The sequence below is a fragment of the Staphylococcus auricularis genome, assembly GCF_051172115.1.
Lineage (GTDB): Bacteria > Bacillota > Bacilli > Staphylococcales > Staphylococcaceae > Staphylococcus > Staphylococcus auricularis_A.
This window is the reverse complement of the sequence record NZ_JBPIZN010000002.1, coordinates 17313-36540: the sequence shown is the minus strand read 5'-3', so window position 1 is coordinate 36540 and position 19228 is coordinate 17313. Positions and strand designations below refer to the sequence as shown.

At 36.2% G+C, this 19228-nt stretch carries 19 protein-coding genes; 4 read left to right on the top strand and 15 right to left on the bottom strand.

The features are described 5' to 3' along the window. Positions 1-145: 145 nt before the first annotated feature. Positions 146-1567 (bottom strand): sodium:solute symporter family protein, encoded by a 1422-nt coding sequence (locus ACSBRB_RS04500; protein ID WP_059106258.1) that lies wholly within the window; start codon positions 1565-1567, stop codon positions 146-148. Between the two features lie 208 nt (positions 1568-1775). Next, positions 1776-3014 carry an aminoacyltransferase gene (locus tag ACSBRB_RS04495; RefSeq protein ID WP_435031814.1) on the bottom strand — a complete coding sequence of 413 codons (1239 nt, stop codon included), beginning with the start codon at positions 3012-3014 and terminating at the stop codon, positions 1776-1778. Between the two features lie 469 nt (positions 3015-3483). On the opposite strand from ACSBRB_RS04495, the gene ACSBRB_RS04490 reads away from it, so the two are divergent. Further along, positions 3484-3984, top strand: coding sequence for a GNAT family N-acetyltransferase (locus ACSBRB_RS04490; RefSeq protein ID WP_059106256.1), 501 nt, complete (start codon positions 3484-3486; stop codon positions 3982-3984). 65 nt (positions 3985-4049) lie between these two features. On the opposite strand, the gene abc-f is transcribed toward ACSBRB_RS04490, so the two are convergent. Continuing rightward, the gene (gene abc-f, locus ACSBRB_RS04485) at positions 4050-5666 is read right to left on the bottom strand and encodes a ribosomal protection-like ABC-F family protein (RefSeq protein ID WP_435031813.1); all 1617 of its coding nucleotides are present in this window, start codon (positions 5664-5666) and stop codon (positions 4050-4052) included. Positions 5667-6053: 387 nt separating this feature from the next. Further along, positions 6054-6386 carry a YflT domain-containing protein gene (locus ACSBRB_RS04480; RefSeq protein ID WP_107393071.1) on the bottom strand — a complete coding sequence of 111 codons (333 nt, stop codon included), beginning with the start codon at positions 6384-6386 and terminating at the stop codon, positions 6054-6056. A 317-nt stretch (positions 6387-6703) separates the two neighbouring features. Between ACSBRB_RS04480 and ACSBRB_RS04475 the strand changes: the two genes are divergently transcribed. After that, positions 6704-6892 carry a helix-turn-helix transcriptional regulator gene (locus ACSBRB_RS04475; RefSeq protein WP_059106253.1) on the top strand — a complete coding sequence of 63 codons (189 nt, stop codon included), beginning with the start codon at positions 6704-6706 and terminating at the stop codon, positions 6890-6892. Positions 6893-6897: 5 nt separating this feature from the next. Next, positions 6898-7401, top strand: coding sequence for a hypothetical protein (locus ACSBRB_RS04470; RefSeq protein ID WP_150888224.1), 504 nt, complete (start codon positions 6898-6900; stop codon positions 7399-7401). 63 nt (positions 7402-7464) lie between these two features. On the opposite strand, the gene ACSBRB_RS04465 is transcribed toward ACSBRB_RS04470, so the two are convergent. The 5 genes from ACSBRB_RS04465 to ACSBRB_RS04445 are packed head-to-tail and all read right to left on the bottom strand — an operon-like array spanning position 7465 to position 13768. Continuing rightward, on the bottom strand, positions 7465-9198 hold the full coding sequence (locus ACSBRB_RS04465) for an ABC transporter ATP-binding protein (protein ID WP_435031812.1): 1734 nt from the start codon (positions 9196-9198) through the stop codon (positions 7465-7467). A 32-nt stretch (positions 9199-9230) separates the two neighbouring features. After that, positions 9231-10985: an ABC transporter ATP-binding protein gene (locus ACSBRB_RS04460; RefSeq protein ID WP_435031811.1), complete on the bottom strand. Its 1755-nt coding sequence runs from the start codon at positions 10983-10985 to the stop codon at positions 9231-9233. 28 nt (positions 10986-11013) lie between these two features. After that, positions 11014-12468, bottom strand: coding sequence for an ABC transporter ATP-binding protein (locus ACSBRB_RS04455; RefSeq protein ID WP_059106249.1), 1455 nt, complete (start codon positions 12466-12468; stop codon positions 11014-11016). Next, positions 12465-13193: an energy-coupling factor transporter transmembrane component T family protein gene (locus tag ACSBRB_RS04450; RefSeq protein WP_059106248.1), complete on the bottom strand. Its 729-nt coding sequence runs from the start codon at positions 13191-13193 to the stop codon at positions 12465-12467. The genes ACSBRB_RS04455 and ACSBRB_RS04450 overlap by 4 nt, the downstream gene beginning before the upstream one ends. After that, entirely contained in the window at positions 13190-13768 is a 579-nt protein-coding gene (locus ACSBRB_RS04445; RefSeq protein ID WP_059106247.1) for an MptD family putative ECF transporter S component, read from the bottom strand. Before ACSBRB_RS04445 ends, ACSBRB_RS04450 begins: the two co-directional genes overlap by 4 nt. A 654-nt stretch (positions 13769-14422) precedes the next feature. On the opposite strand from ACSBRB_RS04445, the gene ACSBRB_RS04440 reads away from it, so the two are divergent. Beyond that, positions 14423-14557: a hypothetical protein gene (locus ACSBRB_RS04440; RefSeq protein ID WP_258026017.1), complete on the top strand. Its 135-nt coding sequence runs from the start codon at positions 14423-14425 to the stop codon at positions 14555-14557. A 59-nt stretch (positions 14558-14616) separates the two neighbouring features. On the opposite strand, the gene ACSBRB_RS04435 is transcribed toward ACSBRB_RS04440, so the two are convergent. The 6 genes from ACSBRB_RS04435 to ACSBRB_RS04410 form a co-directional block, all read right to left on the bottom strand. After that, positions 14617-14856, bottom strand: coding sequence for a DUF3923 family protein (locus ACSBRB_RS04435; RefSeq protein ID WP_435031810.1), 240 nt, complete (start codon positions 14854-14856; stop codon positions 14617-14619). A gap of 156 nt (positions 14857-15012) precedes the next feature. After that, a complete protein-coding gene (locus tag ACSBRB_RS04430) occupies positions 15013-15216 on the bottom strand; it encodes a TM2 domain-containing protein (protein ID WP_059106244.1) in 204 nt (67 codons plus the stop codon). A 117-nt stretch (positions 15217-15333) separates the two neighbouring features. After that, positions 15334-15657: a hypothetical protein gene (locus tag ACSBRB_RS04425; protein ID WP_059106243.1), complete on the bottom strand. Its 324-nt coding sequence runs from the start codon at positions 15655-15657 to the stop codon at positions 15334-15336. An 86-nt stretch (positions 15658-15743) separates the two neighbouring features. Then, on the bottom strand, positions 15744-17486 hold the full coding sequence (locus tag ACSBRB_RS04420; protein WP_435031809.1) for an ABC transporter ATP-binding protein: 1743 nt from the start codon (positions 17484-17486) through the stop codon (positions 15744-15746). Then, positions 17483-17683 carry a hypothetical protein gene (locus tag ACSBRB_RS04415; RefSeq protein WP_435031808.1) on the bottom strand — a complete coding sequence of 67 codons (201 nt, stop codon included), beginning with the start codon at positions 17681-17683 and terminating at the stop codon, positions 17483-17485. The genes ACSBRB_RS04420 and ACSBRB_RS04415 overlap by 4 nt, the downstream gene beginning before the upstream one ends. Positions 17684-17688: 5 nt before the next feature. After that, the gene (locus ACSBRB_RS04410) at positions 17689-19209 is read right to left on the bottom strand and encodes an ABC transporter ATP-binding protein (RefSeq protein ID WP_435031807.1); all 1521 of its coding nucleotides are present in this window, start codon (positions 19207-19209) and stop codon (positions 17689-17691) included. Between the last annotated feature and the right edge of the window lie 19 nt (positions 19210-19228).

Below are 19228 nucleotides of genomic sequence, written 5' to 3'. Positions count from 1 at the left end.
TGGAGACAAATTTGTTTTCCTTTATATAATAGAAATCTTCTATCCTATTTAACCTATAAAACATAAAAAAGACACTTCCATCTTCACTCTAATTTTCAGAATGAGATGAAAGTGTCTTACAAATAATTCAATTCAAAATGTGAATTTATTGAGCGACTGTACGTCCTTTTTTATCAAAAAGTGTCACAACTAGTAATGTCACAATAGAGAGTGGTAATCCAATGAGGATTGGATGCATGCCATAAGGATGTCCTAAGATTTGCCATATGATCGCTGAAATCAAACCGACCCACATAGAGAGATTACCTGCAAGTTTTGTCGGACGAGACCAGAAGAGGCCGAATACGACAGGTGCGAGTAATCCTGAAACTGTCATTGCAGTACCTGTCACCATTAACTCGACTAATCCTGGAATCATCAACGCGAGTATCAGTGCAATCATAGATACGAAAATCACGGATAATTTACTATAAAGTAACATGCGATCTTGATTTTCTACTTTCACGTGAGGTTTGATGATATCATTCGCAATCGATGACGCCCCAGCAATGAAGAATGAGTCCGCGCTTGAGATAACCGCAGCTAACAGCACGAGAATCATTGCGACCACAAGTGGGAATGGGAAGACATCTTGAATGACGTTATAAAAGATCATTGGTGTATCTTTGATGTTGATGTCTAAACCAAAATGACTGTACACCCCAATAAGCACAACCATAGCACCAAGTAATACAGCGATAATCATTGAAATAGTATAACCTGTACGCGCTGTTCTTAAATCTTTTGCGGCCCAAATACGTTGCCACACATCTTGTCTAATAAATTGATAGAACGCTAAAGTTAAGAGATAGATCAGAATTTCGTTAGGCGTAATATGTAATACATCTAACATTTCAGGTTGGTGTTGTTGAATGGCTTTTGCACTGACTTCACTCCAACCTCCTGCATCATACATTACGACAAAGAATAGTACGATGATACCAATCGTTAAGATAATCCCTTGCACTAAATCTTGCCAAATGACTGCTTTGAGTCCTCCAAAGTAAGTCTTAATTGTAAGTAAAATCCATCCGATGAGCACACCGGAAAACATCGGTACTCCAATAGTTAAATTTAAGACGGAAGCGATAGCCACAAATTGCATTCCTGTCATCGCACAATATGCGAAAAGATAACTAATCACCGTTGGAATTCGGGCACCTTCTCCGTAACGTAATGCGATGTAGTCACCAATCGTAACCATTTGATGTTTTTCACCGAGTAAGCGAATGCGTTTTAAGAAAAAGATGGCAAGCACGATGACCGCACTCAACATCGTAATATGGATCCATTGTTGGCCCATACCTGCAACGTATCCATTTTCCATATAACCGAGTAAAGTTGCGCCACCGACCCCTGTACTAATAAATGTCAGCATCAGTGGAAAGATTGAAACTGTTCGACTTGCGACATTGTAATCATCATATGTTTTTATATTTCTTTTTATGTATAAAGACATAAGTAATAAGAAGATAAAGTAAACGATAATAATCAAACCGAGCGTAAATTGTTCCCTATGATCAAACACCGGTATCCCTCCTTTAGTAAGTCACTATATATTTTGATCAATACTTATTCATTTTTCCTATTCCAACAAATAGACGGAGGTCAGATTCCCGTAACCCCTTGTGCTTCCAGAGTGACCTCCCGCATACTGCCATCCTAATACAAATAGAAAAAAAGCGATGTCACAGCCTGTTATATCGACCGTACCATCGCTTTACATCGTATCCTGTTTATCGATTCATTCGTTGATAAAGTTGATATAATACTGGTTTGATTGGCTTGATAAAGTCACCGATATATTCTTCGACGTGAGCGTTAAAGCCTTCTTTAAATCGTTGCACACCATAGTCTTCTGCATCTTCGCTGAAGTCACCGGTAATACCATAAAAGTTATAGCGGTCTATGTTGTGTGCTTTGGCGAACTTAATCATTTCCCATTGTAAACGGTAGGCGCCCATATAGGCATTATATTTAGGATTTGAACCACTCGATAGATAGTAAACTTCATGTTCATTGTAGAGATACAATGCGGCAGCTAAATCAAGTGTCGTACCATCCGTTTCAATGAGTGCTTTTGTTTCATTAATTTTTTTAGTTTGGCTATTTAATTGTTGTTCAATTTGTTTGGCTTTATTTTTACTTTTTTTAGAGTTAGGATTTTCTTCCAATGATGCATGAACTTCATCTAGTTGACTTTGACGTGCATTTTCCTTTTGTTGTTGCACATCAAGCAGTTCATCTAAATTGATGTATGCGAGTTTCAAGAAGGCACGATCACCATACATACGTTGCATTCTAATAAAATAGTCGAGTTCTCTAAATTTGAAACCGTGTTTTTCTTCGGCCATTTTAAATAGTTTGAAGAAGCGATCCGTTTCTTCAATTGGTAACGTTTTGACTTTGACGTGCATTTCGTATGTTTTTTTAATGTTTCTACGTGTTTGGTAATCCATTTCTTTTAATAATTGGTCTTCTGATTTATCTTTTAAATCGAGTACAGAGAGCCAACGTATTTGGCTAGTTTGTGAATAACCTACTGTATAACCTTGATGTTTGTATCCAAGTTGTTCTAGCGTTTTTACAACTGCACGGTTATCAAAGGATTTAATAATCTCACCGGTTGCAGTTCTGATATTTTCTAATATGTACGGGTCTACTAACACATATAAACAATTATGTTTTTTAAGATATTGCGTCAAATGGCTGAAAAAGAATTCGACTAATTTGACGTTGTTAAAATCAAGTACCGGCCCTCGATGTGTATAGAAATAACGAAAGAACTTTAAACATCTTGCTTCAGTTAATAAACACGCTGCGATCACTTCGTCATTTTCCTTTACTCCTACGAGATGCGCATCATCTTGATCCTGATGTCTGTAATTATAATGTCTCGCGCTTTGTGTATAATGAGAAGGCGCTTTCATTGTAAAACCATTAAACTCTTCAGGCGTCAATTGGACAAATTGCATTTTAATTATCCCCTCTTATGTAAATTAAAAATTTCCCAAAACAATAAAAATGAATAACCATTAATTACATCTTATATCATAGCATAATTTTTATAATAATTGGCTATTTTTATAGAATATTAGTCAGCCAACTTTAATACATTTTAATTATTTTTATTTCCGTAGCAAAAATTTGTTTGATGCATGCTTTAACGATGAAATTCATTAAGAAATGCGTTGTTTATTTTTGAGATGTATGATCGATTTGTGATTTTAACCAATCTGTCTATCTCTCACTACTTAAAATTAGCTTAAGTATTAGAAGTAGCGTTAAGTGATTTGTTCTTTTTTGAAGAAGAACATTAAGCAAAATCAATGAAAGTTATTTTCCACACTTTATTCAATATCCTTCTAACTTTCACTCTCTTTTTAGTTTATTATATAAGATAACTTAAGTAATAAAAATTTAATTGGAATAGGAGAGGCATGAATGGATATTTTAATTTTAAATGAAAAAGATGCTGAAGCTTATAGACAACTACGTCTTAAAGGGCTTCAAACTGATCCTTTAGCTTTTGGAGCTTCTTATGAAGATGAAATCACTTTAAATTTAGAAGATTTTAAGAAACAATTAATTCCAAAAAAATCTAGTTTTGTTGTCGGAGCTTTTGTAGAAAACAAACTCATTTGCACTATTAAATTCAAGAGATTTACCGGTTTAAAGATGAGACACAAAGCAATTTTGACTGCGATGTATTGTGATTCCGAATACAGAAAAAGAGGTATTGCTAAAAAAGTACTCCAATTTACATTAGAAAAAGCAAAACAAATGGAAGGATTAATAATGTTGCAACTTATGGTAGGTTCAAAAAACACTAAAGCTAAAAAATTATATGAAACATTTGGTTTTCAAAGTTACGGCGTTGAACCTAGTGCTATTTACTACAACGATCAATTTTATGATGAAGATTTAATGTACTTATACTTATAAAAACCACCTACTTCTATCCTGATGGATAAAAGTAGGTGCAAGCGATTTATTTATAACTGCTCAGCTCACAGTGCATTTTTGCTTTTAACATATTCGTAGTTGCCTTCAAATTTTTCTAGTTTTTGATCTTTCAACAAATATGTTGTATTAAACAGCTTATTTAAGAAGTATCTGTCATGAGAGACGGTGATGATTGTTCCATCGTAATCAAGCAATGCATCTTCTATCGTTTCTTTAGAATCGATGTCTAAGTGGTTCGTCGGTTCATCCAACACTAGCAAATTGTAGTCGCTATTGACGATTTGCGCCCATCTTAATCTCACTTTTTCTCCGCCACTTAAATCTTTCACTTTTTTAAATACATCTTTTCCATAAAACATAAAATTCGCAAGTAAATGACGTGCTTTACCTTCAGTCACATTGACTCTTTCTCTAAAAATGTTCAAGACCGTATCATCATTTTCATCTTCGAATTCATGTTGCGAAAGATAACCAATTTTTAAATTGGCCGCAGTATAAACGGTTCCCTCATCCGGATGAACGTTACCTAATATCATTTTCAGTAATGTAGATTTACCAGCACCATTGTCTCCGATAATCGCCACATGCTCGCCTCTACGCACTAACATATTCACGTCGTCATATAAGAAGTCATCATAGCACTTCGCAACGTGCGTCATTTCTACAACTTTGTTAGAAACGCGTTTCCCTTCTTTAAGCTCAATATTCATATTTTTCGGTTCAAACACTGGCTTTTCTAGTCGTTGAATCCGATTTAAAGCTTTCTCCATGCTTTTCGCACGCTTATACATCGCCGCATTGGGTGGCTTCGCTTGGCCCGCCCAAATTCTCAATTGCTTAATCGATTCTTTCATCTTTTTAATTTTCTTTTGTTGGTTTTGGTAAGCTTCAAATTCAGCTAATACTCTTTTTTCTCTTTCTTCTACAAAGTGTGAGTAATTGCCTTCGTAGACATGTAAATTTTGTTGATCAATTTCCATAATTTGATTGACCGTTTCGTCTAAAAAGTATCGATCATGTGAGACAATCACGACTGAGCCCTCATAATTGGCGATATACTGAGTGAGCCACTCGATTGCTTTGATATCAAGATGATTCGTCGGTTCATCAAGAAGCAATAAATCTGTAGATTGAATGAGTATTTGTGCAATACCTACCTTCGTACGCTCGCCGCCAGAAAGCGTTCCCCATTCTGAATCAAGTAAGTGCGATATATTTAATCCACTTGCGACCTTGCGTATTTGAGCTTCTATTTCATATCCACCATTTTTCTCAAAATAAAGCTGCAATTCGCCATATCGTGTCATTAACCGTTCAATGTCATCCGGTGATGCGCTCATCTCTTTTTCAATCGTTTCAAGCTGATCAGCGACTTCATTTAACGAATGGAAAACGGATTTTAAACATTGATAAACTTTGGCGTGCGCTTCATATTGCGGTGTTTGATCTAAAAAGCCGATTGCTATATTTTTCTTCCAACTTAAATCACCTGAAGTGGGTTGTTCTATGCCGGCTAAAAGTCTCAATAATGTCGTTTTACCTTCACCATTTCTACCGGCTAAACCGATTTTGTCTCCTGCATTTAAGGTGATTTTAATATGATCAAACAAAATATCTTCTAAATATCGTTTAGAAATGTTCGAGCCATTTAATATATTCATTTTACTTCCTCCATAGCGCCTATAAGGAAGCAAACGAAAGGTGTCAGTTCCTTATAGACCGTTGATTAATCTCAAAAAAGACAGACTCCACCAATTTTGAAATTAATGCGGCAAATTTGTTGCGAATGATTTGTAAAAATCTGCAACAAAAAGCTATAAGAAACATGTCGACACCTCCTCTATAATCGTTTATTAACATTCTACAATAAATGACCATTATAAAAAAGAATTCTTCTGCTTAATTTAATTTCAGGCAAATTGAATCAAAATATTTCCCGAGTCATACTCTGTTCATTTTAGACAAACAAAAAAACCACCAAGGTAAACACCTTGATGGCGAGGTAAGGAAATGAAGCCGAAAGGAAATTTTATTATTTTAAGCTGAAATTATAAATATTCTTCAGCTTTTTCATCTTTAACAAGTAGGAATACTTTACCTTCGTCCATGTCTGCTTCGTATTCGCTAGCTTGATCTTCTGTTAATCCAACTTCTTGAAGTTTTTCTCTTAATTCGTCACCTTTTTTGTCGAATGATTCACCTAAATCATATTTATTGTAGTTAATATGATTGATGCCAGTATTATTTACGATACGAGTTGTTCTGTCATCATCGTGAGATAATACAAAAATATCTTCGTTACTGATACCATTGTCTACTAATTTTTCAATAATTTCTTGTAATTTTTCGTCATTTGTATATTCTCTTACTACTGTACTCATGATAATACCTCCTTAAATTGGGTTACATTTTGTTATACCCTGCACATTAACTTTTAATTACAGATTTTAAAAGATTTAATTTTTGGAAAAATCAGTCATTTTAATTGATAATAATCTGTCTTACATGTGAGAAGAGCCATTAATGTGAAACCGCAACACTTCCCGAATAAAAATCTACTTTTTGTTTGGTCTAAAAATGATTTGTGAGCACTCATTTTACTAAATTTAAAATAGAAGTGTCATGTATATTTGACATTAGTGAAAAGATACCTTATGATAAATGTAAAATATATAAGACACTTTCGAGGTGGGATCACATGAACCGTTTATCAGAATACCGAAAAAGTAAACAAATCTCACAGTTGGAATTAGCAAAAAAAGTAAATGTTTCAAGACAAACCATCAACATGATTGAAAACAACAAATATAATCCCTCTTTGAATTTGTGTATCAATATTTGTTTGGCTTTAGATGTAACTTTGAATGATATCTTTTGGAAGGAGTAATTCATATGGATAAATTTAAACAATCATGGAAAAAATTTACTTTAGGGATAGTTGCAGACAGAGATGAAAGAGAAGAACAAATCATGAATTCCAAATTGGCTACACTTTTTTTAGCTTCCTATTGGCTCATATTATTACTTACGTTGATTAGTTTTGTTTTTGATGCTTATAAGCATACATTCTCTACGGGCACGTTCTTATTCCTTGTACTCGTGTTGATTGAATCTTTAGCCATAATGTTTTCACTCAAAAATGCAGGTGTCGATAAAGAAGTGGTTTATTCTAAAACAGAATATAAAGTCATGCTTAAAAAATTAAAACTACAATCTGTAATTGCTTCAATTCTTTTCGTAGGACTTGCCTTTTTATTAAACATATTTTTACAATTTATAGGCCAAACGCATGTTATCTTAGCTAATTTGGACATCTTCGGATGGCTTATTGGCGGCATCTTTTTTGGCGTATTAATTTACTTCCTCGGTAAAAGCAAAATTAAAATAGAACAATAATGTTAGACCCACCGTGTCCTCTAAATTCACGGTGGGTTTGATAGATTTTGATTACTATTACAGTTACAATCTCCAGCCTTCTGATTGATGACGTATATGAATGAAATCTCTGTATTTCCCAGGTTGTTGAATCAATGTATCGTGATCCCCTTTTTGAATGATCTCACCTTCATCCAACACAATAATTTGATTGGCATTCTTAATGGTACCAATCTTATGGGCAATTGTTATGACCGTTTTCCCTTTACTTAATTCATCAATCGCATTTTGAATCAGGTGCTCATTTTCAGGGTCAATGCTCGCAGTCGCTTCATCTAAAATAATGATCGGTGCATCTTTCAAAATCGCACGCGCAATCGAAATCCGTTGCTTTTCGCCACCTGATAAATTTGTGCCCTTTTCATTCACCATCGTTTGATAACCATGCGGTAATGCCATGATAAAATCATGACAACACGCTTGTTTCGCAGCTTCAATCACTTCTTCTTTCGTCGCATCGGGTTTACCATAAAGGATATTATGCTCAATCGTATCATTGAATAGATAGACTTTTTGAAACACTGCACTGATTTGAGACATCAATGTGCTGAGTTTCATTTCACGAATATCCACGCCACCGATACGTATATTACCTTGATCGACATCATAGAATCGCATCAGCAAATGACACAATGTAGATTTTCCGCTTCCTGAAGGACTAATAATGGCAGTCGACGTCCGTTCTGGAATATCAAATGTCACGTTATGAATGACTTGCTGGTCACCGTACGAAAAGCTCACATTTTCGAATGCAATCGAATCATTTTCAAGCACTATTTCTTTACCGCTTTCATCTAAAAGTGGCGCAGCCTTGATTTCCTCAATATCATCGAGTGTGGTATCGATCATTTCTAGCACATGCGCAGCACTATTCACGTGCTCTACGCTATCAAAGATAACAAATGAAAAGATTGCGACCATAATGAGCGTCGGTAGATCCATACTTTGATTCATAAATAAGATACAAGCCACGAGTACAATCAACACAGAAACCAATTTCAAACTCAATAAATGTAACAGATTAAACGGCGTGTACTGTAACTCAATCTTTGTGTTTTGGCGTTTACTCTCATCTACTGCATGGTTAAAACTCTTCAAACTCGTATTTTCTTTCGCAAACGTTTTAATCACCTGGATACCTCTCACCACTTCTAACACTTTCTCTACAAGTTGACCTTGAACTTGGTGATATTGTGGTGCGTTGCGATGGCTTTGCTTTTCTAATAAATGAAGACTCAAGAGAGACAGTATCACTCCGATAAGTGCCAACAGTGCGATTTCCCATGATACAACGAATAGCGATAGTATCAGTACCGTGATGAGAATGTAACCATTAATAACAATATCAATCATCTTCATCGCGAAATTTTCTAGAAATGTTAAATCTGTCGTGACCATCGTCGTTAATTCATTGGTATGATGATCATCAAAATAGCCTAACCGCACACTCTTTAGCTTTTCTCCAATATTTAACCGTTCTGTGGCACTCATTTCATATGCGATGCTTTCCTGGAGTTTATTTTTCATATAAGCCGTGACAAATCGCGCTAATACTAATAAAACCATGATGCCAAAAACGCTGAATACTTCATACAACTGAATCGGTTGATCCGATAATATACGATTAAATACTTGCGCTGCTAGGAAAATCGGTAACGCAATAAATAACGAATTAATAAACGACATGAGAAAGCCTAAGATAAGTCTCGTTTTATAGGGGGATGCCCATTTCAATATTTTAAATGTGATGTGAAACATAAGTCACTTCCTCCCTTCTTACATCTTTCATATTATGAAGACACGCCCCAATCTTTAGCACCTACATGCATTTGCCACATATGGTGATACGTTCCTTTCTTATCTAAAAGCGTTTGGTGATCGCCTTTCTCAACAATATGTTGCTCGCCCAACACAATAATTTGGTCTGCTTCTTTAATTGTAGAGAGTCGATGTGCGATGACGATGAGTGTTTTATTTTGCGTGAGTGCATTCAAAGCGCCTTGAATCTTTTGTTCATTATCTGGATCCACATATGCAGTCGCTTCATCCAATACAATAATCGGTGCGTCTTTCAAAATCATCCTCGCTATCGTCACACGTTGCTTTTCACCGCCGGAAAGTTTATCGCCAACAGTACCGACCAATGTGTCATAACCTTCAGGCAATTTTTCAATAAAGGTATGGCATTGCGCGAGTTTCGCCGCTTCTACCACTTCTTCGTCTGTCGCTTCTGGATTCCCAAGTTTAATATTTTCTTTAAATGTAAGATTAAGCAAGAAATTATCTTGTCCCACAAAGCCAACGAAATCATTTAACTGTTTCGGATCAAGTTCTTTGATATTGACGCCACCATTGGTAATTGCTCCTGATGCCACATCCCAGAACCGTGCCAGTAACTTCGCAATCGTTGACTTCCCACTTCCTGACGCACCTACGATAGCGGTAAATGTCTGTTGGGGAATAGAAAAGGACAAATGATCAAAAACGAGATCATCCTTATCTCCACTATAAGAGAATCCGACATCATTAAACCGAATATCATGATTTTGTGGCGTTTTAAACTGGTCCGTCACTGCTAATTCATCTAAATCTAATACATCTCGTACTTCCGTAATCGCATATTGAATCGACTTCAACTGGTTCACATAGTTTGTAAAGTTCTTGATTGGGGCGACCACGCCTAAAGACAATACCAAGCACAGAAAGAACTGCGCATAGCTAAGTTGTTGGATTGAAACGAGATACATCCCCACCGGTAGCACGCCTAAAAAAGTAGATGGTAAAACACTAGCACCTAAGTTCATGTAGCCCCATGTCTTTTCGAACCAACTGAGCGTATGCGCTTTGTAGTTATTAACGGCATCTTTATACTTTTGATACGAATTTTGTGATTGGTTAAATGTTTTAATGACTTCGATCCCTTCAATATATTCGACGATGGCACTATTCATATAATTGTTAGATGTCATTTGCGTTTCATACGTCTCATTAAAGCCTGACATCAACCTTTTAAAAGCGAAAAACGCAATCGGTACAGTGATGAGCATCGCACAAGCCATCCGCCAATCAATCACGACGATGTAACAGAAGATTGCAATCGACAGCAGCAAATTCCCAATCAATTCGGGAATCATATGGGCTAAAGGCAATTCGATCGTTTCAACTTTATCGACAAAGATGCTTTTCAGTTCACCAATTTTCTTAGATTCTACAACGCCGAGTGGCAATCGCATCAATTTCTGTGCGAGTTGCTTTCGAATCGTCGATAAAATATCGTAAGCGGTTACATGAGAAAGCATCGTTGAGCCTCCAAAGCTAAGTAGTTGTAAGATGTAGGCTCCCGCTGCAATACCTATATATGGAAGGACTTGATCTAGTGTGTGAGGACCTTCTATCATTAAAATAATGATTTTATAAACTGCCCAGTAAGGCACGAGCCCAGCAAAAACGCTGATAATCGATAATAGTACAGATAAGATAATTTTAAATTGGCTGTCTTTCCCAAATCCAATTAAAGATTTGATCCAATGTTCACTGGTGTTCATCCTTTGTTCGCTCCCCTCTTCCCCTCAATTACACATCAAAGTAGGCATCTAGCTTTTGTTGCCCTTGTTCATCTAATGGATATTGGTCTATAATTTTCCCTTCCGCAAAATGCAGCACATAACTACATATTTCAGAAATGAGTGCTTTATCATGGGTAATAATCAAAACCATTTTATTGTGGTTCTTAATACTATGAATCAACGCTGCGACCTTTTTCATATGAAATAAATCAAGTCCTGACGTTGGTTCGTCGAAGATAATGATGCGTTTATGACTCATGATTGCTGTCGCTATCGCTAATCTTTGCTTTTCTCCGCCAGATAGTGAAAATGGATGGGCTGCCTTTTTGTCGAGTAAATGAATTTGCGCTAACATCTCATCCACTTGGGCATCATCGACCTGTTGATCTAATAATTTCAGTTCTTGTTCTAGATTTTCAGTAAAAAGTTGATTATTCACATCTTGAAATACCATATAACTCTGTTTGAGTAATTGTCGTGATTTAAAGGTATGATTGTCATATGTGACGCGACCTTTAAACCTTTTATTCAAGCCACTCAAGCTTTTCGCAAAGGTAGATTTGCCACTCCCGTTATTACCGATAATAGCCACGACCTCGTTAGTAGGTATCTGAGCAGTTGCGATATCTAACTGTTTTCGTTTGCTGAATCGATCATACGCATAGGTGAAATCTTTAATTTCGATATGCTTGGTCTCTTCAGCAGGTTGTACCAACTTCGCTTTAGTTGGCACAAATCGTAGTCCCATCTCTTCATATTGTGCCGTACTCAATGACTTAAATTGCGCTAAGTCGTAAACAGAAGCTATTTTTCCGTCTTCGATATAAACAATCCGATCTGCATCATTCATAATGTAATCCAAACGATGATCTACAAGGACAATTGTTTTGCCCTCATCTTTTAAATATTGAATCATTTCTTTCAATTTTTTAATACTGTACATATCGAGGTTGGAAGAGGGTTCGTCCAATACAATGATATCTGGATTAGCCAGTAAGACCGTCGCACAAGCGATGATTTGTTTTTCACCGCCTGATAACTCAAAAATGTTGCGATCTAATAAATGCGTAATGTCGAACTGCTGCATCACTTTATCTATACTTGCGGTAATGACAGCGGGATCGATACCTCTATTTTCCAAATTAAAGGCAAGTTCGCTCGTCGTGTCTACATTGTAAAATTGTGTCTTCGGGTTCTGAAACACGCTTCCGACCATTTCCGAAAGTGCATACATCGGTAACTTTGAGATGGGTGTATCGTTCACAGTCACTTCCCCCGTCAGTTCGCCTTCGTGTCCTCTTGGAATGAGCCCATTAATCAATTTCGTAATAGTAGATTTCCCACTTCCTGATTTTCCGCAGAAAAGCACGAGCTCTCCTTGTTTAATGTGTAGCGTAATGTCTTTAATTGCAGGTGTTTCAGCAGCGTCGTATTGAAATGTGACATGATCGAATTTAATCATTGAAAAAATTTCTCCTTAAAGTAAATGACCCATAGAATAAGCATGATAAGCATCAATAATTTATCTAACCAACCCAATTTAACGACACACACATTTGTCCGTTGATTGGGTGCATCAATCCCTCGTGTCATCGCCGTAAATGAGAGATCATTACCGATTTGAACGACGGAAATAATCAGTGGAATAACGCGGTATTCAATTAATTTGGTAAAATGGCGTGTAAATGTGATGCCTCTTAATTTCATTGCATGACTAATATGTTGATATTCTTCTGCAATCGTCGGGAAAAATCTAAAAATAACGGAGATGGGAATAATCACAGTTCGTGGTAATTTTAGTTTCTCCATCGCTGCAATAAATTCACTCACTTTTGTTGAAAATAAAGTAAAGAAACCGACGATGAACCCCGGTAAAATATTCATAAATATGCCAACAATCCCTAATAAAATGAACTGAAGTAGTCCATCGGTAATAGGAACCAACCATTGTTGAATTGCAATAAGTGCAATAAAAACGAGTGTAAAATTGATAAACAAACTGTATCTATGAATACTTAGCAGCAACATTAATGAAAAAAGAGTTAAAATCACACGTAAAATACTTTGCGAACTCCCACTCGAAATTAATATCGTGCTCACGGTCATCGTTAATAAAAGTTTTGTTCTAGGGTCTAGTTGAGCGATGCGATTACGTTGATCCCTTAATGCACTAACCGCAACACTCACACGAGTCCCGCCTTTTTAAAGTGTTTACTGAACATTTTTTTACCTAACCAAGCACCGATTAATGCACCCAGAACCGTTAACACTGCCATTACTGGTAGCGTCCAGAGTGGTGTAACCGCCTCTAATGTAGCCGCATAATCCTGTCCGTAAGATTGTGCAGTTTCTTTCATATATGCATCGCGTGCGATATACATGCGTGAGAAAAAGCCCATAATCCATAACGAGAAGACGACATATCCCCAAGTGATGTATTTGCCATTTGTATAATTACCTTTTTTCATTAATAAATCAGCGAGGAAACCAAAAAGGATGCCTGCAGGAATAAGGATTAAACCACTACCCATGGCCATGAACACAATCCCTAAAATTGCCCCAGTTAATGTAATCATGCCAAATTTATTAATTTTCATGACATACAAAATGAACGGAATACCACAGACAATCGGGCATAAAAATCCTAAAAACGGAATTAAAAATGGAATATACCCCACCATTGACGTTGCAAAAAAGAGTACGATATAAATCGCTGTAAAAATCCCTACGGTAATTAAATCTTTGACTGTTAACTTATTCATTATTTCACTCCCTTAATAGATGTCTTTTTAGCGTGTACAGATATGGTGAAAGACGTTGAGATATAGCTTAGGCGAGGCGAAAGGTGAATATTATTGTTAGATTAATCTGAATTTTTAAATATGATGTTGCAAGCTATACACATCACATTCACTCTCCGCCTAAAACCTTTATACAATCTACTAGAATTTTACAATATATCTATACATCTGCTTTTCATATGTAATTTGATATTATATGATAACTTTATGATACAACAGTTGAAAATCATTATCAATTGTAATCTGCATAGTTTTACATTTTAGTGGTGGTGTATACAGCTCGAAATTTTGGAATATCTATATAAGATGGGAATAAAGTGATAGAAATTTATTTTAATTTTGTTATGCTTATAGTGAAGATAGTAATGTGTAAATTAACCATTCAACTGAAGGAGATGGACATGCTACTTAAAAACAAATACTATATGACAATTGTCCTTTTACTTTTAGCTATCGCTATAATCATCTCATTTAATAAACCGTTGATTGCAAACCCAGTGTTTGAAAGGATATTCTATATTTTGCTATCTATAGATTTCATCTTAGTATTTTTTGGAACATTTACTATACATAAGGATAAATAATATGAAGACATCATAGGGGGAGTGGCGTTTCATGGATTTCATCATAAAGTTAATTCATTTCTGCTTTTCACTTTTTTCTATTTGGAGTGGTGCATCTGATCAAATTAGAGATGTAAAAAGAGGATTCAAACGAAAAAAGAAACAAGATACGCCAAAAGCAGAATAACTCACACAAAAAAGAGATTGGACAACACATGATTGCCCAATCTCTTTTTTAATATTCTTTTAATTAACCGACGTTTTCTTACTTGATATTGTAAAGTTTAAGATTGCCCATCCAACCTGAATGACGAATGGAACTAAATAAGCGCAAGCGAGTACCGCAATGTTCAACCATTTCAATTCGGTAGTCTGAACTGCACCTGACGCATCAACATCTCTCATCCATAAGAATACTGAGAAGATCACAAATGACGCAAGTTCAAGTAAGCTGACAATCCACCAAAAATTCCATCTTAATTTCATAATCATCTTCTCCTTAAATTTTAATTTAACTCGAAAATGAGCTGATTATTACTTTTACGTACAATAAATATTTCTTTATGGATTAATTATATCATATTTGATTTTTTAACATCTTAAAAATTAAAATCTAAATATAAATTGTGGAGTCAAAACATGTTAAACTGTGATTTGATTATCTTCATCTGCATCTTTAAGTATCGCTATGATGCCCTCAATCATGCCAATCACGCCAGGTATACCTGTCCAACAAAACAGAATACAGAGGATTCCTAATCCAATTTTCTTACTGTAAAATTTATGGACACCGAACCCTCCTAAAAAGAATGATAACACTGCATAAATATACTTATTTACTTTCATAGTGGCACTCCTTTTTAATAATTCATTTATATATTAGCCTATTCTAATAAAAATAAACAGTTTAAATAGCGTCGTTTCCCTTTTGGCCACTAATGATATGCAACATAATTCCCTTCATTATTTTGAGTTTGTTTTTATTATATTTCCAATAACCTTACTTGCACGATAGCCTTCATAGATATCTTTAACGGTTTTCATCGGTATCTCTGGTAAATCCCTAATTTCGCACATTTTTGCTTTTAATTGTCTATAGGTTATTTTTTCTTTATTCAAAGTTAAGTTCAATAAATACTTATCTAATTGTTCTGTTTCGTCATTAGAGAAACCATATCGTAATAACATTAAATCTCTACTTTTTAAATCAGGCGCTAATTCCTCACGAAGTACATCAATAGCATTTTTAATCAATGAAAGATTGTGTACTAACTCTTCATTATTCATAGGTACCTCCGTAATATATTAATAAGGTGATCGTATTTATTATATTACCCACTTAAAAAGTTTTTAGATGTCACATGCCATCCGCTTCACACTTCATTAACTTGCCAATCGCCGCTTTTACGTTGGAGTGTGACAAGACGATTATATAATGAATCATTGGCCATCAGTTGTTCGTGTTTACCTTTTTCAACCACTCGACCTTCTTTGAGTATGACGATTTGGTCGCAGTGTTCTATCGTTTTGAGTCGATGCGCAATGACGATTACAGTCTTATCTTTAATGAGTTCACTAATCGCATTCTGTATCAGGATTTCATTTTCAGGATCGAGGGATGCGGTAGCTTCATCTAATAATACAATCGGTGCTTGTTTTAAAAAGGCTCTCGCTATAGATAAACGCTGACGTTCACCACCAGAAAGGGTTTGTCCGTTCTCACCGATGACCGTGTCGAATCCATTGGGTAGTCTTTCGATAAACGCGGTACAGTTTGCTAGTGCAGCAGCTTGATAAACTTCCTCATCCGTCGCTGCACGATTACCAATCTTGATGTTATTAAATACAGTATCGTTAAACAGAATGACATCTTGGAACACTATCGAATAGTAAGATAATAATTTCTCTGGATGGATGTCATTAATATCGTGGCCATCAATCATAATCGAACCATGATGTGTATCCCAAAAACGTGCAGCTAGCTTAGCTAACGTACTTTTACCACAACCAGAAGGACCGACTAATGCGGTGATTTCACCTTGGTGTGCTGTAAAAAAGACACCATGAATCACTTCTTTATCGTTATAACCAAAAGCGACATTACGGAATTCGATGTCAAATTGTGTTAGTTCAACATCTGAGGAGCCACCTTGTTCTTCAATTTCGAAAATTGTTTTAATACGTCTCGCGCTAACAAGCGAATAAATAAATTCTCCAATTTTATAAAGTGAATTCGTTAACGGATCATATATCCGCACGGCTACGAAAATAAACAGTATAAATCCGAGCACGGTTAACTGCTGCTGTACCAATAAGTAGGTTCCAAGCAACACCACAATACCTAAACCAATTCGTAAAATATTATACGAAATAGAGATGAAGATCCCTACAAGCATTTCATATAACACAGCCCATGGGACTACCGATTTAATCGTACGTGTTAACCGTTGAATGTAATGCTCTTTTTGACTTGAAGACTTAATGACTTTGATATTCTCAAAGAACTCTTGAAGGCCTTCTGAAATATTTAATTTCAACTGTCTATTTTTCCGATTCGTTGGTGTCGTCGCAAATTTCGAAATGACTATAAAAAGTAACGCAATCGGCATGCATAGGAAAAGTGCTAAAGCCATTTGCCAATTGTAAAAGGCCAATACAAACGTAATAAAGAAACTAGATAAAATGCCAGCCGCTAAATTCGCAAAGTCACTCGTCAATTGTTTTTCTATCACGGACACATCATCCATCAAGGTACTGGTAAAATCACTCAGATCCTTTTCACCTAAATACGATAATGGTAATTTACGAAACTTTTCCGCTAAACGCAGCCGCATTTTCGCGGATTCTGTACCAGAATTGATATACATTTGTTGATAGGTTACCAAATAGATAACGAAAATCACGATTAAGAGTGCGATACATGCAACGAGATAACCCCATAGTGGAATTGGACCTGATTGAGTCCCTTGAATATGCTGAATCATGTCATCAATCAGCATGATAAACAGAATGACAGGTAACATGACAGAAATTTGATGTAATGTAGTCAAAAACGTCGTTTTATATAAATCTTTCTTCCCTTGATCGGTCAATGAAAATAATTGTTGTATGTTCATCCTGTCACCCCTATCTTCCAGCTCACACTTTGTTGATAATCTCGATACATCTTCGCATAAACACCATCTAATTCCATCAGCTCAGCATGTTGTCCTCTTTCGACAAGCGCACCTTCATCCATAACTAAAATTTGATCCGCATGTGTAATCGTTGATAAGCGGTGTGCGATCATGAGTACCGTCTTATCCTTCATCACTGAATTTAATGCTTTCTGTATTTTGTATTCATTTTCAGCATCACTAAAGGCAGTTGCTTCATCCAACAATACGATAGGGCATCTTTTAATATCGCCCGCGCAATCGCAATACGTTGAATCTCGCCTCCTGAAAGATAAACACCTTCCGTGCCAAATACGGTATCCAACCCTTGAGGTATCTTGTCTATAATTTCTCGACACTGTGCTTGATCTACTGCACGTTCCACTGCTTCTATGCTCGCATCCGGACGGTAGAAGCGTATATTTTCCAACAAACTCATCTTAAATAACTTGGTTTCTTGAAAAACATAACTGATATGGGCCATTAAATCATCGTAGTTTAACTCTCGCACATCAACGTCACCAATCTTCACGTCTCCTTCATCAATGTCATAAAAGCGTGTAATCAAATTAAAAATAGTAGATTTTCCGCTTCCTGAAGGCCCAACAATAGCAGTCACTGAGTTAGAAGGACTTTCAAAGGTCAAATCACAGATTGCAGGATGACGCATACCTTCATAAGTAAAAGATACTTCCTCAAATTTGACGTCATAATCTTCTGACATTTTTAACTGATGACCAGTGGGTAATGGTTCAGCTTGATAAACCGTTTCTTCCAAACTGTCCATCGCATGAAAAATAATCATCGCTTTATAAGAACTTTCCATGATACGCATTAACATAAATGCGACTAATGGGGTGAAAATGACAAAGAACGTATAGCTTAATAACATGTCTACCTGGCTATCTGTGTGATTGAAGAAGATAATCGCTGCTGGAATTAAGAAAGCGAATATCCCGTAAACACAAACGATGTAGCCACTCATCGCATTTTTCATCGACAGGGCATATTTAATCGTAAAGTCTCTATAATTTTCAATAGCTTGGTTGAACACTTTAAATGAAAAGACGGTTTGCCCAAATACTTTCACTACTGCGATGCCTCGCACGTATTCGACTACATCATTTCCCATACTTGTCGATGCAGCCTGATACTGTTCAAGGAATTTTTCACTCTCTCCACCCATCATAAATCGCAGCAACATAAAGCCGAGAATGACCGGTACGAGACACACGAGTGATAATCTCCAATCAAAGATGAAGATCAATACTAAGAACGCGACTGGTGTCGTCAGTGCTTGCGCCATGTCAGGCACTTGGTGTGCGATGTAATGTTCCACCTCTTCTGTGTTCTTTTCAACGAGCTTTCTCAGTTTCCCTGTTTGATGCTTTTGAAAATATCCGAGTGGCAGTTTCTTCATATAGTCGATCAATTGGATGCGATACCTAGCGACCGTATTAAATGCGACGATATGTGAAAGTAATAACGCCAAACCATACAATGCAAAAGCACCCGATACGTATAAGACTGCTTGCCATCCATGTGCTGTCATATGGTCGATGACGGCTTGCGTTAAACCGTTTTTTGCCGTTAACATCTCTTCTACGACGTAATAAACGTGTAAGTATGCACCGAGACTCACCACACTTGAAATAATCGAGATCGCGATAGCACCATAAAACAAGTAAACGTAATTTCCCATC

Excerpts from the sequence above, each read along its gene's own strand:
- ACSBRB_RS04495 (WP_435031814.1), bottom strand. The coding sequence starts at position 3,014 with ATGCAATTTGTCCAATTGACGCCTGAAGAGTTTAATGGTTTTACAATG.
- ACSBRB_RS04490 (WP_059106256.1), top strand. The coding sequence starts at position 3,484 with ATGGATATTTTAATTTTAAATGAAAAAGATGCTGAAGCTTATAGACAA.
- abc-f (WP_435031813.1), bottom strand. The coding sequence starts at position 5,666 with ATGAATATATTAAATGGCTCGAACATTTCTAAACGATATTTAGAAGAT.
- ACSBRB_RS04480 (WP_107393071.1), bottom strand. The coding sequence starts at position 6,386 with ATGAGTACAGTAGTAAGAGAATATACAAATGACGAAAAATTACAAGAA.
- ACSBRB_RS04475 (WP_059106253.1), top strand. The coding sequence starts at position 6,704 with ATGAACCGTTTATCAGAATACCGAAAAAGTAAACAAATCTCACAGTTG.
- ACSBRB_RS04470 (WP_150888224.1), top strand. The coding sequence starts at position 6,898 with ATGGATAAATTTAAACAATCATGGAAAAAATTTACTTTAGGGATAGTT.
- ACSBRB_RS04465 (WP_435031812.1), bottom strand. The coding sequence starts at position 9,198 with ATGTTTCACATCACATTTAAAATATTGAAATGGGCATCCCCCTATAAA.
- ACSBRB_RS04460 (WP_435031811.1), bottom strand. The coding sequence starts at position 10,985 with ATGAACACCAGTGAACATTGGATCAAATCTTTAATTGGATTTGGGAAA.
- ACSBRB_RS04455 (WP_059106249.1), bottom strand. The coding sequence starts at position 12,468 with ATGATTAAATTCGATCATGTCACATTTCAATACGACGCTGCTGAAACA.
- ACSBRB_RS04445 (WP_059106247.1), bottom strand. The coding sequence starts at position 13,768 with ATGAATAAGTTAACAGTCAAAGATTTAATTACCGTAGGGATTTTTACA.
- ACSBRB_RS04440 (WP_258026017.1), top strand. The coding sequence starts at position 14,423 with ATGGATTTCATCATAAAGTTAATTCATTTCTGCTTTTCACTTTTTTCT.
- ACSBRB_RS04435 (WP_435031810.1), bottom strand. The coding sequence starts at position 14,856 with ATGAAATTAAGATGGAATTTTTGGTGGATTGTCAGCTTACTTGAACTT.
- ACSBRB_RS04430 (WP_059106244.1), bottom strand. The coding sequence starts at position 15,216 with ATGAAAGTAAATAAGTATATTTATGCAGTGTTATCATTCTTTTTAGGA.
- ACSBRB_RS04425 (WP_059106243.1), bottom strand. The coding sequence starts at position 15,657 with ATGAATAATGAAGAGTTAGTACACAATCTTTCATTGATTAAAAATGCT.
- ACSBRB_RS04420 (WP_435031809.1), bottom strand. The coding sequence starts at position 17,486 with ATGAACATACAACAATTATTTTCATTGACCGATCAAGGGAAGAAAGAT.